General features: G+C 56.3%; 14 protein-coding genes. All 14 read right to left on the bottom strand.

Annotated features, from left to right (window positions below):
- Positions 1-8 precede the first annotated feature (8 nt).
- Positions 9-803 carry a hotdog family protein gene (locus tag KO1_RS21875; protein WP_024274619.1) on the bottom strand — a complete coding sequence of 265 codons (795 nt, stop codon included), beginning with the start codon at positions 801-803 and terminating at the stop codon, positions 9-11.
- The gene (locus tag KO1_RS21870) at positions 800-2053 is read right to left on the bottom strand and encodes a beta-ketoacyl-[acyl-carrier-protein] synthase family protein (RefSeq protein ID WP_024274620.1); all 1254 of its coding nucleotides are present in this window, start codon (positions 2051-2053) and stop codon (positions 800-802) included. Before KO1_RS21870 ends, KO1_RS21875 begins: the two co-directional genes overlap by 4 nt.
- Entirely contained in the window at positions 2040-3437 is a 1398-nt protein-coding gene (locus KO1_RS21865; protein WP_064407107.1) for a TolC family protein, read from the bottom strand. The genes KO1_RS21870 and KO1_RS21865 overlap by 14 nt, the downstream gene beginning before the upstream one ends.
- On the bottom strand, positions 3434-5377 hold the full coding sequence (locus tag KO1_RS21860) for an ABC transporter permease (RefSeq protein WP_004104905.1): 1944 nt from the start codon (positions 5375-5377) through the stop codon (positions 3434-3436). Before KO1_RS21860 ends, KO1_RS21865 begins: the two co-directional genes overlap by 4 nt.
- Positions 5377-6537 (bottom strand): efflux RND transporter periplasmic adaptor subunit, encoded by a 1161-nt coding sequence (locus KO1_RS21855; protein ID WP_017145493.1) that lies wholly within the window; start codon positions 6535-6537, stop codon positions 5377-5379. The genes KO1_RS21860 and KO1_RS21855 overlap by 1 nt, the downstream gene beginning before the upstream one ends.
- The gene (locus tag KO1_RS21850; protein WP_024274621.1) at positions 6534-8645 is read right to left on the bottom strand and encodes a peptidase domain-containing ABC transporter; all 2112 of its coding nucleotides are present in this window, start codon (positions 8643-8645) and stop codon (positions 6534-6536) included. Before KO1_RS21850 ends, KO1_RS21855 begins: the two co-directional genes overlap by 4 nt.
- 9 nt (positions 8646-8654) lie before the next feature.
- A complete protein-coding gene (locus KO1_RS21845; RefSeq protein WP_004104910.1) occupies positions 8655-9605 on the bottom strand; it encodes a lysophospholipid acyltransferase family protein in 951 nt (316 codons plus the stop codon).
- Between the two features lie 2 nt (positions 9606-9607).
- Complete coding sequence (locus KO1_RS21840) at positions 9608-10276, bottom strand: DsbA family protein (RefSeq protein WP_004104920.1); 669 nt, start codon at positions 10274-10276, stop codon at positions 9608-9610.
- Between the two features lie 70 nt (positions 10277-10346).
- Positions 10347-10556, bottom strand: coding sequence for a DUF4762 family protein (locus tag KO1_RS21835; RefSeq protein WP_004104922.1), 210 nt, complete (start codon positions 10554-10556; stop codon positions 10347-10349).
- 103 nt (positions 10557-10659) lie between these two features.
- Complete coding sequence (locus tag KO1_RS21830; RefSeq protein ID WP_004104924.1) at positions 10660-11331, bottom strand: helix-turn-helix domain-containing protein; 672 nt, start codon at positions 11329-11331, stop codon at positions 10660-10662.
- Positions 11332-11353: 22 nt separating this feature from the next.
- Positions 11354-11902 (bottom strand): fimbrial protein, encoded by a 549-nt coding sequence (locus KO1_RS21825; RefSeq protein WP_023321514.1) that lies wholly within the window; start codon positions 11900-11902, stop codon positions 11354-11356.
- Between the two features lie 9 nt (positions 11903-11911).
- Positions 11912-12964 (bottom strand): fimbrial protein, encoded by a 1053-nt coding sequence (locus KO1_RS21820; RefSeq protein WP_024274622.1) that lies wholly within the window; start codon positions 12962-12964, stop codon positions 11912-11914.
- A complete protein-coding gene (locus KO1_RS21815; protein WP_004104936.1) occupies positions 12964-13593 on the bottom strand; it encodes a fimbrial protein in 630 nt (209 codons plus the stop codon). Before KO1_RS21815 ends, KO1_RS21820 begins: the two co-directional genes overlap by 1 nt.
- 18 nt (positions 13594-13611) lie before the next feature.
- The gene (locus tag KO1_RS21810; protein WP_004104938.1) at positions 13612-14355 is read right to left on the bottom strand and encodes a fimbrial biogenesis chaperone; all 744 of its coding nucleotides are present in this window, start codon (positions 14353-14355) and stop codon (positions 13612-13614) included.
- Positions 14356-14377 lie beyond the last annotated feature (22 nt).

Here is a 14377-nt window from a genome sequence, read left to right as displayed (position 1 = left end):
CTTAATTATCAATTGGTAACTGGGCCAACTTTTAGCGTAATCACATTCGTTATGACCTGATCATCCAGCTGCGCCGCCGCTGCAATACGCACCAGCGCGCCCTGCTCAGCCTGGCCGACCACCAATGAAGGCAACAGCCAGAGCGACAGCGAGTCGGGTTGGACCGGCGTCCCTTTGCCTGCCAGATGAGCATCAAAAACCACTTCCTGATGGGTTTGCAGCACCGGGTAGCGGGAAAAAATTTGCTGCAGCGAGGTTTCCCCCGGTCCGAGCAGGGCGGCAATATTCTCCTGGCGCAGCAGCGCCTCATCGCAAATCAGCTGACGGAACAGCAGCGCATCAAGGAACTGCCACTGCGCCAGGTCGGGCCAGGCGCGGTTGAAATGGGATTGCAGCGCGAGCAGCGTCGTGGGCGCCAGTTTGCTGGGCTGCTTACCCTCCAGCGATTCCGGCTCAGCCGCCAGGCTCATCTGGCATGACAAACAGATTTCGCCATTCTGCGGATGGCTAACCGATGCGGCGGAGAGAATCCGCTGTTTCGCCGTCCCGGGCGTTAACAGCCAGTCGGTATCGCACCATAGCGGCCTGCGCAGGCGGACCTGGCATTTTACGTATCCCTCCGGGCGGCACAGCCGTGATTGGACATCGCGCTTCACGTCCAGCAGCGCGCGCATTCCGTGGACGCTCAGCTGCCCCGCCCCCATCGCGCGCGCTGCCGCGTAGTCGAAGTGAATGGGGTTTTCATCGCCGGAAAACGCCGCCCACTGCTGCGCATCGGCAAGGGTGTAGCGCAGCAGCGTCACGCGTGTTTCTCCAGTACCAGCGCGGCGTTCGCGCCGCCGAAACCAAAGCTCAGATTCAGCGCCCGACGGATCTCTCCCTGACGATGCCCTTCGGCGATATAGTCGAGATCGCACTGCGGATCGGGCTGCGTCAGATGCGCCGTCGCCGGCATGATCCCCGCCGCCATCGCCTGCAGGCAAACAATGGTCTCGAAGCTCCCCGCGGCGGCGATCAGATGTCCGGAGTAGGCTTTGGTACTGGAAACCGGGATCCGGTACGCCTCGTCGCCGAGCGCTTTTTTCAGCGACTGCGTTTCATTCATATCGTTGAGCGGCGTGGAGGTGCCGTGAGCGTTGATATAATCGAGATCGGCAGGCTGCAGGCCCGCGTCGCGCAGCGCCCAGCGGATAGTCTGTTCACGGGCCACGCAGTCTTCGGCCGGTGAGGTAAAATCCACCGCGTCGGAGAAATTGGCATAACCGGTGACCTCCGCGAGGATTGTCGCGCCCCGCGCCAGGGCGCTTTCGCGCTCTTCCAGGCACAGCACCGCGCCGCCTTCAGAAAGGACAAACCCGCTGCGCTGCAGGCTGAACGGGCAGCTGGCCCGCTCCGGCGATGACGATTCCCTGCTCAACGCGCCAAGCACATCGATATTCCAGATAGCGCAAACGCTGTTTAACGACTCCCCGGCCCCGGCGAGCATCATGCTGGCCCGGCCAAAGCGAATCGCATCATAGGCCTCGCCAATGGCGATAGTGCCGGTGGCGCAGGCGGCGACCGGAGTATTTTGATAACCGCGCAGATTCCACAGCTGACTACAGGCCGCGGTGGTCACATTCGGCATCGAAAAGAAGCAGCTGAAGGGCGAAGAGACGCCCGTTTTCTCAAACTCCGGTACCGCCAGATAGCTTTCATCCAGCCCTGCCCAGCCGGAGCCGATAATGGCGCCACACCTCAGCGGGTCATAAGCATCGGTGGGTGGTTCGCCAGCAAAGGCCATCGCCACCGCCTCCCGCGCGGCGGCCAGCGCCAGGCGAGCGTGACGCGGCAGACGCCGACGAATAGCGGCGGGAACCCCCTTGAGGCTGGGTTCATTCTCTACCTGACCGATAAAATGGGTGTGGATGCCGTTAGCGGAGAGATCCACATAGCGGTAACCGCGTCGATAATCCATGATCGCCTGCCAGCTTTCGGCAGCGCTATCGCCAAGGGGAGTCACCGCGCCATAGCCGGTTATCACCACGCGATAAGGGGGTTTACTGTGACTCATTCTGGGAAATCCTCTGTTGCGGGTTATTGCCTCCCTGCGCCAGCCAAAGCTGCAAAGTGGCATAAAGATAGTCGTACTGGTTCTGCGCCAGGCTGTTCTGTACGTCGAGCAGCGCGTCCTGTGCGTTCAGCAGGGTCTGGTAGTCCACCGCGCCCGCCCGATAGCGGCTTTCGGTGAGCGTCAGGCGCCGCTGGCCCAGCTGCAGCGATTGCAGCAGGCGCTCGCGCTGCTCGTCGGCGTTAAGCCGCTTCTCCATCGCATCGTCCACCTCCGACAGCGCGGTGTAGGCCGTACGGCGGAAGTTCACCGCCTCCTGCTGCACCTTTACGCTGGCCTGCTCCACGGTAAGCTGTACCGTGTTCCACTGGATAAAGGGCGCGCCGACGCTGCTTCCGACGGTACGCAGCGGGTCGTTAAACCACTGGTGAAAGATCTGGCTGCCGGCGCTCAGCGTCCCCTGCAGCGAGAGCGTGGGATAAAAGCTCAGCCGTGCCGCATCGGAACCCGCCAGCGCCGCGCGCAGCCGCGACTCCGCCGCCTGCAGATCGGGCCGGCTGGCGAGCGCGGCCAGCGGCGTGGCGCTGGCAATGGCGACACGCTGATGGACGTCAAGCGCCGGTGCTTCATCGCTATGCTGCGCGGGGGGCCTGTTGAGCAGCAGCGCCAGCGCGTTGCGGGAGATCGCCCGCTGCTGTTTCAGGCTTAGCAACTGATTCTGGCGACTGATGACCGTCTGCCGGGACTGCAGAACGTCAAGCAGCCCTACTTTCCCCGCCCGCTGCCAGGACTCAATCTGCGCCAGCGTCTGCCTGGCGATATCCAGGCTGGCGGCCTGATAAGCCATTTGCTGATTCAGCAGCGCGATATTCCAGTAGAGCTGCGCGGTAGTATCAATCGTCGACAGGATCGTCGCCCGATAGTCCTGTTCGCTGGCAATCGCCTCCCACTCGCTCTGTTCACGAACCCGCGCCAGCTTGCCCCACAGATCCAGCTCATAGCTCAGGGATAACGAGGCGCTATAGCTCTCCTGCGAACCTCCGCTATTGAGCGGCTTTGAGTTACTGCCGGCGCCGTTAAGCGTCGCGTCGGGAGAGATATTGGTTCGGGCCAGCCCGGCGGAAATGCGCGCTTGCCGAAGGGTTAAGGCGACAGCGGCCAGATCGTTATTGCTTTCCAGAACCTGCCCCATCACCCGCGACAGACGTTCATCGCCGAAACGGTCCCACCAGCGACCCGCTTTCTCCGACGCAAGCTCGGCGCTTTGCCCTTCCGTTCGCTGCCAGTTCTCCGGCACCGACAGCAGCGGCCGCTGATAATCGCTGCGGGTCAAATTTCCACAGCCCGTCAGCAATACAATTAACGATAATAAAGTCAGCGATCTCATTCGCGGGCCAGCGCCTCCGTCGGGTTTAGCCGCGCCGCACGACGCGCCGGGAAATAGCCGAACGTCAGGCCTATCAGGGCGGAAAAGCCGCAGGCCATCGCCACCGGCAGCCAGGTAAAGACCATGGAAAACTCCTGCGTCAACAGGGCAAACAGGTTACCGGCGGCCCATGAGCCCAGCACTCCCGTTAAGCCGCCGAGCGCGCAGATCATCACCGCCTCAATTAAAAACTGATGCATGATGTCAGTAGGGCGGGCGCCGACCGATAGCCGAATGCCAATCTCATGAGTGCGTTCGGTAACGGAAACCAGCATGATATTCATCACCCCCACGCCGCCGACCAGCAGCGAGATGGCGGCAATAGCGGTGATCAGTAGCGACATGGAGTCGGAGGTTTTTTGCAGCGCTTTGGCGAGCTGCTCATCGGTCTGGACAAAGAAATCTTTTTTGCCGTGCTCGCGGATAAGGTGCCTTTCCGCGCGCCGCGCTGCTTCCTGCGGCGACAGCGTTTCCTGGAAGCGCAGCGTCAGCGCCTCCAGCGGCTTATCGCCGGAAATCCGCTGCAATAACGAACTATAGGGGATCCACGCCGACATAAACCCGCTGACCACCTTTGGCCCGGGCTTGCTGGCAATGCCGATTACCCGCCACGGCGCGCCGGCAATCTGCACAATTTTACCCAGCGGATCTTCATTGCCGGGAAACAGCGTCTCCCTGCTGGTTTCATCCAGTACCAGCACCGGTTCGCGATCCTCGACATCGCGGCGGGTAAAACCGTTGCCCTGAATAAAACGAATCCCCTGCAGCGAAAAGTAGTCTGCGGAAACGCCGGAGAGAATTATCGAAGAATCAAAGCCCTGACGTACCGCGGTGGTCATGCTGGAAACAATCGGCGATACCCCCAGAACCCAGGGCTGCCTGCCGAGGCTGGCGATATCATCCAGCGACAGCGCCCGCTCCATATCCGGACGCTTGCTGCCCCAGCCGGTACCCGGGCGGATTTCAAGCGTGGTATTTCCGAGCTTACCAATCTCGTTCATGATGCTCTGCCGGGCGCCTTCCCCCACCGCCATGGAGGAGACCACGGACGAAATGCCGATGATTATCCCCAGCATCGACAGAAAGGCGCGCATCCGATGTCCCAGTAAGGAACGCCAGGCCATCCGCACCGACTCTCCGATACTGCGCGACAGCGAGGCCCGACCATTATCCTGTACTGCGGGAAGGCGCTGAATGCCGCGATTATCACGAACGCCGTGGGTACTGTCGGCAACCACCTGTCCGTCGCTGATCTCGACGATCCGCTGCGCCTGCCGCGCCACCTCGCGATCGTGAGTCACGATGATGACCGTGTGCCCGTCGGCGTTCAGCTGGTGCAGAACATCCATCAGCGCCCGACCGCTGACGCTATCCAACGCCCCGGTGGGCTCATCGGCGAGAATAATCTGCGCGCCGTTGATTAACGCCCGGCAGACGCTGACCCGCTGCTGCTGGCCGCCGGAAAGCTGAGCGGGTTTGTGCTGTAACCGCGCATCAATGCCCAGCTTTTCAGCCAGTAGCGCAATGCGCGCCTGGCGTTCAGCGGCGGGCATCGCGGTATAGAGCGCGGGGATGGCGATATTCTCTTCCGCCGTCAGATAAGGCATCAGGTGGTAGCGCTGAAAAATAAACCCCAGCCAGCGGCTGCGCAGCTCGGCCAGCGCCGCGCTATCCGCCCGGTGAGTGGGGATCCCGTTGATATAAACCTCGCCGCTGCTGGGCTTATCCAGGCAACCAATAATGTTCATCAACGTCGATTTACCCGAGCCGGAAGCGCCCATAATCGCCACCATTTCGCCGGGCATAATGGTCAGAGAGACGGATTTTAGTACCGGAATAATCTGCGTCCCGGCGGTAAAATGACGCGTGACATTGTTCAGCACGATCAGCGGCTCAGCCATCACACAGACCCCGCGTCCTGCGGGATCACCACCCGCTCATCGGGCCGTAATCCTTCCAGCACCTGCGCGTACTGACGATCGTTAATCCCGATACGGACGGTGCGCTCCTCGCTACCGTTCGCCGTTTGCACCATCACAATGTAACGCTCATCACCGAGCGAACGCCCCAGCGCGGCGACCGGCACGCGCAGCGCGTCTTTTACCTGCGCGATACGGATAAACACCTGGGCGGTCATTGAGGTTTTCAGCAAGCGCTGGTGGTTATCGACTTCGAAGGTACCGTTATAGTAAATGGCGCTGCTCTGCTGATTACCGGCAGAAGCTCCGCCGTTTTGTTCCTCCAGCGCCTCCTGCGGCGCGGGCTGGACGTAGCCCAGCTCCCCTTCATAGCGCGTCTGCGGATCGGCGATGACGTAAAACCACAGCGGCTGACCGGGATGGATTTTCTGAATATCGGCTTCGGAAATGCGCGTTTGCACCTGCATTTTATCGAGGTCGGCAAGCACCAGAATCGTCGGCGCGATTTGTGAGGAGACGATGGTTTGCCCCTCACGGGTGACGATGCCCAGCACTTCACCATCCACAGGAGCAAGGATGCGGGTGTAGCCGAGGTTGGCGTTGGCGGTCTGCACGCTCATTTCCGCCTGTACGATCTGCGCTTCGTTAACCGCAATCTGCTGGACCTGCGCGCTATACTGCGCCTGCGCCTGCTCAAGATCGCTCCTCACTCCCGAACCATCGCGCTGCATCGCCTGCTCGCGCGCCAGCGCTTTGCGGTACTGTACCAGCGTGGCCTCGGAAGCCAGCTTTTGCGCCCTGGCGCTGGCCAGCTGCGCGGTGGCGTTGCGTAAATCGGAAAGCTGCAGCGTCGGGTCAATTTCGGCTAACAGCTGCCCCTTACGTACCCGCTCGCCCTGGCGCACGTACAGCTTACGTAGCTGGCCGCTGACCTGCGCGCCGACGCTCACCTGGACGGCAGGTTTAATAGTCCCGCTCGCCAGCACTACTTTTTCGATATCCCCGCGATCGAGCGCAACGGTGTAGAGCGACTCGGCCTGGGCCGGAAGCGAGCGCTGATAAAAAACGGTGGCGATAATGGCCAGGATCGCGACCAGCGCAAGTAGCCACGCTTTACGGCGGCGTAAAAATTGTCGCCTCATTGGCCCGGCGCTCCCTGTGCGATATCGCGCAGCTCGCCTTCATCCAGACGATATACCCGCGTGAAGTGATGCAGAATGGGCGCACTGTGGGTTACCACGATCAGTGTTTTGCCCTGTTCACGACAGTGCTGGCACAGCGCGGCGATCACCGTTTCCGCGGTTTCGTCATCAAGATTGGCGGTCGGTTCATCGCAGAGCAAAATAGGCCGGGCGCTGTAGAGCGCCCGCGCCAGCATCAGCCGCTGACGCTGGCCTAAAGAGAGCGCCGAATGGCTCTCGCGGATCAGCGCCTCCATGCCTCCCGGCAGCGCCTGAACGACCGGCCCCAGCGCCATTTTATCGACCAGCGCCTCCACTCGCCCGCGATCGCTGTCGCTGTACCACGGGTCAAACAGGGTGATGTTTTGCAGCACCGAGGCGTTAAACAAAATATCTTCCTGGCTCTGCAGCCATACCTGCGAGGCCAGCTGGCGGGCGGTCGCCTCTTCACCGTCCAGCAGAATGCGCCCATGCTGTGCGGTAAAAAGCCCGGCCATCAGCCGTAGCAGGGTACTTTTTCCGGCGCCGGAATCGCCGACAATCGCCACCCGATCGCCGGGTTCCAGCCGGAGATCAACGGCATTCAGCACCGGGCTTTGCGGAGCGTAATGAAAGCTCACTGCCTCAAACGCCAGCTGTGGAACCGCCTCCCCACGCAGCGGAGATAACTGAGGAGTTGCAGGTTCCTCACGGGTAAACAGGCCCTGCGCGCGGGTATCAATCACGTGCAGCTGCGATTTACGGATCACGGCATAGAATATCCGCGTGACGTAAGAGGTAAAAATCTGCCGTAAAAAGCTATAGGCAAAAAAGTCGCCCAGCGAGATAAGCTTTGCGCTCACCAGCGGCAGCACCACCAGCATAAAGACCACCATCTCGAGGCTGCCGGTGAGCTGATACAGACCTTCTTTTACCTGCTGGTAAACTTTCTGCCGCTGAAGGCAGGTGAAAAGGTCGTGTGACAAACGGGCAAACTGCGCTTTGCGCTGCGTTTCCAGTCCGGCAGTTTTAATGGTTAACACCCCCTGAAGGGTTTCCATGAAAAAGTCATTCAGCGTCGCGCTTTTCAACTGCAGCTGCTGCGTATACCAGCGGTCGCGGAATATCGCCCAGACGCTGATCAGCCCCATCACGACAATGCCCGCAGCGGAAATGAGCGCCAGCACCGGTGAGATCCAGAACATAATGCCGATAGCGATAACGCAGATTATCCAGTCCGAGCGGAGTCCGTTATCCAGCTCGATTTTTTGCAGCATCCCTCCCTGCCAGGCAATAAAGCGGCTGAAAACATCCCCCGGCGCGCGTTTTTCAAAAAAACGCAGCGGATTATTCAGCAAGCGGGAAAAACCGATATCGCTCTTGAGGAGGACAAAGCGGCGGATAAAGCGCTCGCTAATCACCCTCACCCCCAGCGCTAACAGCGTGGATATGACAAAAGCGAGGATGAACCATAAATAAGGAAACTGCGTATTCTGAACGTCTGAGAAGGCCTGGTTTATCGCCCGACTGACCATCGTCGGCATTAAAAACAGCGTTAGCGATACCAGGAAGGTTAATAGCATCAGTTTATAGATACCCGGTACCGCCGCGGTCTCCTTCAGGCTCATCGCGCGCGGCATCTCCTGCTGCGCCCCGGCAATAACCGGATCCGGACTGGCGATCGCGCCGGGAGATTCTTCGAGGATCAGCGCATAGCCGCTAATCTCTTTTTTTAATGCCGAGAAAGGCAGCCACTGCTGGCCAATCGCCGGATTCATCACGCAAACGTAATCCCCTTTGCGCCAGGCCAGCAGGACATAGTGGCTGGCGCCATAGTGCAGAATGGACGGGAACGGCAGCGCATGGAGTTCATCGTGGTCAAACAACACCGGCGCGGTGGCAATGCCGACCTGTTGCAGGATAACGGATAGATCGCTCAACGATGTCCCATGATCGGATGCGGGGAAAATTTCCCGCAATGCCGGGAGAGAGCACGGAATATTCTGGGTCTGCGCCAGCATCGCAATACAGGAGAGGCCGCATTCATTGGTCTCTTCCTGAAAAACCATATCAGGGATAATCTTTTTCATGATGATGCATCAGTGATTAATAAAATAGAGCGAATGGCTGTGCCACAAAAGCCAGTCCTGCGGATAGTCACGCAGGGTGTTTTCAATCATCGTCGGTAGCTTTGCCGCGACCTCTTTTGGTCTCAGCGGAGAATAGATCTTTATTTTTATCCCCTGCTGATAATAGAGGTGATAAAAAACCACCTGCGCCGATACGATGCGAGAAAATCGCTGTACCCCGCTATGTAATTTCGCCGGGCGGCCAAAGAGTCGGCAGCTTATTTTCCCGGACTGCGCTTCATGGGTCTGCACGGTGTAATCGGCAGGAATGTCGGGGAAAATAATCATATTTTCCCGCCCTTCCGATACATTGGTCATTAACGCCATAAGCTCGCTGGCCAGCGACGTATTATCCTGGTGGATTGAGCAGTAAGAGAGCGCGACGCCGCCCATTTTTCGGCTGGCGACGGTGTAGCTTTCCGCGCTGGAGGAGACCACCACGCTGGCTTTTCCCGGCGTCACGCCGGCCCCGACCATCGCCGCTAAAATATCGGAAACGCAGTGCAGCGGCGCGAGGACGACCGGCGTCTTTTGCGCCACCAGAGGCGCGACAACGGCATCAAGCTCTCGCGTGCACGCCTGCATCTGGGCCAGCGTAGCCGGGTGCTGTCCCCAGGTCGCGCCCATTTCCAGCAACTGACGGCGCATGGCTATCCATGCGGCATCGATTCGCCCGTCGGCGCCCGTCAGGCAGCGGTAGTTTTGCGTCGCCACGGCGGTACGGCCGCGGTAGTGTCGGCCCAATAACCGTAGCCGACATAGCGCGCGAACCGCTATCAACAGCAGCGGCATGGGGGTGAAACGCATGATCCTGCGCACCGCCTTTTGGCCATAGCCGGTAAAAGGCCGGTAGCGCCAGCTCAGCTGCGCGAACCATTTTCTTACGCTGAAAACGCTCCAGACGATGAGAAAACGCGTCACGCTTACTCCTTGTCCTGCGTTAACAGCTGGCGCATATAGTCGGCAAATTCAGGGAACTGGCGATCCTTCGCAACCACGTATTTTTTATTAACAATAAACAACGGCGTCGCGTTAATGTCGTAGAGTTCGGTAATTTTCGCCATATATTCCAGGCGCTCGGCAACGGCCTGACTTTGGCGTATCTGATGGTATTTCTCGACATCAATATCATTTTTTTTCAGCCAGCCGTTAAGCGCGTCATCATCCGCTAAATTAATACCGCGGGTCAGCACGGCGTTAAAAGCCCGATCGCGCATCTGGCGCTCAAGGCCCATAACCTCCAGCGTGGCGAAAACCGGCGCATAAATGGCCAGGCCGTTTCTTTCGGCCGTAATATGGATAACGTCAAAGGCGCTATCCGCCGGTAACGTGGCGGCGAATTTTTCGATCTCTTCTTCGTTCGACGCGCAGTAGTGACAGCCGTAGGACATCACTTCAATGATGCTTTTCTCATTCTTGATTGGGCTACTGGCAACGGTGGCGCTGTCAATTTCCCGCAGAGCCGAAGGCTGACTGCTATCCAGCGAAAATGTATTAAAAACAAAAATGTGATAGCACAGCACGGTAATTAGCGACGAAATTAACGCCACCAGAAATGTATAGCCAACAGCGGTAATAGGTTTTATCTTCATTTGATACCAGGCTCGCGAATACGGCGGAGAAATACATGGAGGGTTCCCCCTCCATGTACCGCATCAGAAATTACTGACGGATGCTATTCGGTACAACACACATACCGTCAGGCGCATCTTTGGAGGTCACGGTTGAGTTACCGTGCTTATCCGTACAGGTAGTCACTTGTTTACAGGTAGAGATACCGCCAACAACCACCGTCTCGTAAGAGCTGGTGCAAGTTTCCTTGCAGGTCCCGCCAATGATTGTTGATGCTTCAATCATGCTTAATTTTTTCATTTGTTAGATCCTTAACTATTTATATTGAAATGTATTTTCTTACACTTACCTACTGGCTTAAATACCTGCCAGTAATTCTTGCGATGTCATCGCTGGTACGTTATTAAACGCAGGGGGTAGCCACGATGCATTTGAAAATATTAAACAGTTCCACGTTATTTTTTACGTTTAATTTTTTCATCAGCCCGCGTTTACAGCGGCTCAATCGACGAACATCAATTTTTTGCTCAGAGGAAATTTGTGACAGCGTTTTCCCTTTGAATATTTCTTCCATTAACCACCAGTCATCGCTGGAGATGCTGTTGTTAAAATCCCTGGCGAGCCATTTCTGTCGAGTATAATTAATTAAGGATCGACTGAAGAAAATTTTCTTCGCCACCATGGCATCAGCGCTTTCGATAAATTTAAAAAAATTATCCAGCGATTCATTCTTTAATAGCCAGCTCGCTTCCGGCAGCAAAGAATGCAACGCAAAAAACAGAGAGATATTATTTTCTCCCAATAAAATTACCAGCTGCTGATTTTCCCGGCAGTAATACTCTTTAATGGTGTAGAGCGCATTAAAACGCTCATCCGGCAAACTGTCGACATCGCAGAGGATCCAGCGCAGTTCATCTTTTTGCTTTGGCTGACGCAGGGTATTGATCAGTTGTGAGAATTGGTCAAGCCTGGAGAAAGCGCAGTCGTCTTCATGCGCGGCCAGATCGGCCACCACCGAACGCACGCCTTCCGCGAAAAAGATGTTTTTATCGTAGAGAAAGAAATGACGGCTCATAGTTAATCATCCTTGATCTAATCTACTGGTAATTTATGGTGTAATTCGCAGTTGCCTGGAAGGCCCCGGTTTGCAAAGTTTTGTTACTCAAGGCATCCGGTTCCCCTTCCACAAAAGCTTTAAAATTTAACTGCATGGAGGCACTGGAAATGGCAACCGCGGTCGTCGGCGTATTTAGTGAAATCGCCGTACCATCATTCTCTTCAAAACCAATGCCAATGCCGCTGGCAGAGTTAGGCGCTATCGGCGTTATCGCCAGGCGGTCGCTCATGTTGGCATTTTCCGTGCCGCTAAATGTTACGGTAACGGAATTAAACACATCAGTACTGCAATCCTTAAGCTCAATCACAAAAGCTTTAGGTTGGGATTTTCTCTCCGCATAGAGCGTACGGGTGGAAATTTCGCCAAAATCTACGGCGATATTTTTTGACGAGGGAACGATACTGCAACCATGGGCAACGACGGTTCCCTTGAAGTTTAAATCGCCGCCGATCAGCTCCCCGATAGCCTGTGCCGGGGTGGCCGCCGATAGCGAACCTATGAGTACCATTGATGCGATAAATTGACGCATGCTGTCCCCTTACTGAAACTCAGCGACCACGGTGGCCGATGCCTGGAAATCCCCTTCGAGAACGTTGGTTCCTGCATTCGCAATCGGCGCGGCCGTCAGATTCCAGGTTCCCTGGTTATTGGTAAAACCCGGGACGTCATAAAACCTATTCGCCGCAACTAAATTGCCGCCCGAATCCTTGAGGATAATGCCAAGATTTGAGCGATCGACGGCGCCAGTCGTGCCTAAATAATCGCTATTAAAGCTGGCGGTATTGGCCTGCTGGATCCCCAGGCGAATATTCAGATTACCGGTTGCAAAGCTTCCCCCTTCGCATTTCACCTGGATTGGCACAGACTGGCTGTAGTTGTTGCCATTAAGCAGGGAACCCGCGCTGGGGATAGTATTGAAATCAACGGTGATCGGTGAGCCCGAATTGACAACACATTTATCCGGGACGGTAATCACCCCGGAATTAATTGAGATAATCGACATTGGCGTAGTGCCCATCCCTGCGCTGTAATTCCCCAAACGCCCATAAAGCTTTGCGATTTCTGTACCCAGCAGGTTCACGCCGTTGACAATTGGTTTGGTAATCATAAACGTTACCCGCCCCTGGGCGCCGGACTCAAAGTTATTAAACTGAGTCGTTGGCGGAACGCATTTGTTCTGATACGCTCCGTTCGATTCATTATTAAAAGGAACGGCAAAGTAATCATTACGCAAACCACGGATAAAAATCTCAATTTTTACATCCATATAATCATTGAGCTTTAAGTACCCTGGTGAGCTTCCCTGCTGCAGTATTGATGCGGTAGCCGAGTAATAAATAGCCTGATCTTCCATCGGAATCGTACAGCTGGCTACCCCGGCATATTGTCCGCCCAGGGAAAAGACATAAGGAATGATTGCTCCGGGGCTATTAGTGGTAATATCCTGATTGGCCACGTCAATATTATACATTTTAGGCCCGCCGACCGGGGTAATTTCCCCTTCAACCGCCGCACCGACGTTCAGGGAAAATAAACCGCCGCAGAGTAAAATAGTGACGCAAGATTTCCGCCCGATAAGCATTGTCGCCATCACAGATACTCCATTTTTAAACGCAGCAGTCCGCTAAAATTACCCGCGGTCACGTTACGCGCGGTCGACTCCAGCACGGCAATAAACGTCAGGCTGCTGTCGCCGGTTTTCACAATAAACGGCGGCTGCGTTTGGTTAATATCCAGCGCCCGCTCTTTGATATCCAGCAGGCGAATACCGGCGCCAGAAATACTGCCGGTCAGGCGCAGCAGCTGGCGATTGTGCTCATCGGACTCGCCGATAAAGGTCAGCTGTACCGCCTGCTCGCCGGTGGTGTAGAGGTGCTTGCTATTGCCCGTCGTTCTTGATGCGATGCTGTCCCGCGCCTGCGATGCGCCCTTCAGACAATCCCTGAGCTCAACGCGAACCAGCACCGGCTGGCTGCGGTCGCCTGCCTGATGAAAACGACGGGCGCTAATTTCACCCATCTCAATTATCTGCAGACGGCTCTGCGGCGCCAGCACGCAAGGTGAGGCATAGACGGAGCCGTTGAATATGACGTTACCGCCATCTTCCCCCTGATGATCCCGGTTATAGTGCTGCGGCTGTAGCGGAATATCAGCCTCGGCCAACGCGGGCATACTGATACCGAATACAAACAGTGCTAAAAGCGATAAACGCGTTTTCATCATCAGGTTCCTCTTTAATTACCCTTGCTGCGATGGCGGCAGAGCTTTACAGGTATTTCCTTCACAGCGATATTTCAGCTCGGGATGGCCGCCATAGTCATTCACATACATCATGGCAAACTCTCGCACGCCGCCATCGGTGACGCTGAATTCCAGGCTGGACTTCGGCGCAACCATGATCCCCGGGAATTTGGTGATTTTTTCACCCTTCACGCGGGATAAGCCAATGATGGTGATGTAATAGGGCGTCGGATTTTGCGCGGTCATCTTATTTCCGCTCTTTTGGAAGACGACCTGGTCCTGCCATATCTCGCTTTTGCTTTTGGGAATAATGGCGGTCGGGCGGAAAAATAATTTAATCCGCGACTGCATGGCTAACTGCAGGACATTAGCTTTATCCGGCTTGGGCGGAATTTCGCGCACGCTTAAATAAAACAGGCTTTCGCGATCCTGCGGTAATTGGTTAATGCCATCCGTTTTGGTGACCCGCGCCACCCCTTTTTGTCCGCCGTTGATACGCTGTAAAGGCGGTAGCACCACCAGCGGAGAGGTAATCTTATTGCCCTTGCTGTCCTCGACCCAGGATTGCGCCAGAAACGGAATATCCGGACTGGTGTTGGTTAAATTGGCGCTCGCCGAGCTGTCTTTACCGGTGATAATCAGGCGAGTGCGGTCCAGCGAAACGCCTGCCTGAGCGGTACCGCTTACCGCCGCCAGCATCAGAGCGCCCATCCAGCAGAGTTTGTTGCTTGTTATGCTCATTTTTGACCTTTTATTACTTTCA

It is taken from the genome of Klebsiella oxytoca NBRC 105695 (assembly GCF_001598695.1).
Taxonomy (GTDB): domain Bacteria; phylum Pseudomonadota; class Gammaproteobacteria; order Enterobacterales; family Enterobacteriaceae; genus Klebsiella; species Klebsiella oxytoca.
The sequence above is the reverse complement of the archived record's forward strand: the minus strand, read 5'-3'. Positions and strand labels throughout refer to the sequence as shown.

Excerpts from the sequence above, each read along its gene's own strand:
- KO1_RS21810 (WP_004104938.1), bottom strand. The coding sequence starts at position 14,355 with ATGAGCATAACAAGCAACAAACTCTGCTGGATGGGCGCTCTGATGCTG.
- KO1_RS21860 (WP_004104905.1), bottom strand. The coding sequence starts at position 5,377 with ATGGCTGAGCCGCTGATCGTGCTGAACAATGTCACGCGTCATTTTACC.
- KO1_RS21825 (WP_023321514.1), bottom strand. The coding sequence starts at position 11,902 with ATGCGTCAATTTATCGCATCAATGGTACTCATAGGTTCGCTATCGGCG.
- KO1_RS21865 (WP_064407107.1), bottom strand. The coding sequence starts at position 3,437 with ATGAGATCGCTGACTTTATTATCGTTAATTGTATTGCTGACGGGCTGT.
- KO1_RS21870 (WP_024274620.1), bottom strand. The coding sequence starts at position 2,053 with ATGAGTCACAGTAAACCCCCTTATCGCGTGGTGATAACCGGCTATGGC.
- KO1_RS21830 (WP_004104924.1), bottom strand. The coding sequence starts at position 11,331 with ATGAGCCGTCATTTCTTTCTCTACGATAAAAACATCTTTTTCGCGGAA.
- KO1_RS21820 (WP_024274622.1), bottom strand. The coding sequence starts at position 12,964 with ATGGCGACAATGCTTATCGGGCGGAAATCTTGCGTCACTATTTTACTC.
- KO1_RS21835 (WP_004104922.1), bottom strand. The coding sequence starts at position 10,556 with ATGAAAAAATTAAGCATGATTGAAGCATCAACAATCATTGGCGGGACC.
- KO1_RS21855 (WP_017145493.1), bottom strand. The coding sequence starts at position 6,537 with ATGAGGCGACAATTTTTACGCCGCCGTAAAGCGTGGCTACTTGCGCTG.
- KO1_RS21840 (WP_004104920.1), bottom strand. The coding sequence starts at position 10,276 with ATGAAGATAAAACCTATTACCGCTGTTGGCTATACATTTCTGGTGGCG.
- KO1_RS21850 (WP_024274621.1), bottom strand. The coding sequence starts at position 8,645 with ATGAAAAAGATTATCCCTGATATGGTTTTTCAGGAAGAGACCAATGAA.
- KO1_RS21815 (WP_004104936.1), bottom strand. The coding sequence starts at position 13,593 with ATGAAAACGCGTTTATCGCTTTTAGCACTGTTTGTATTCGGTATCAGT.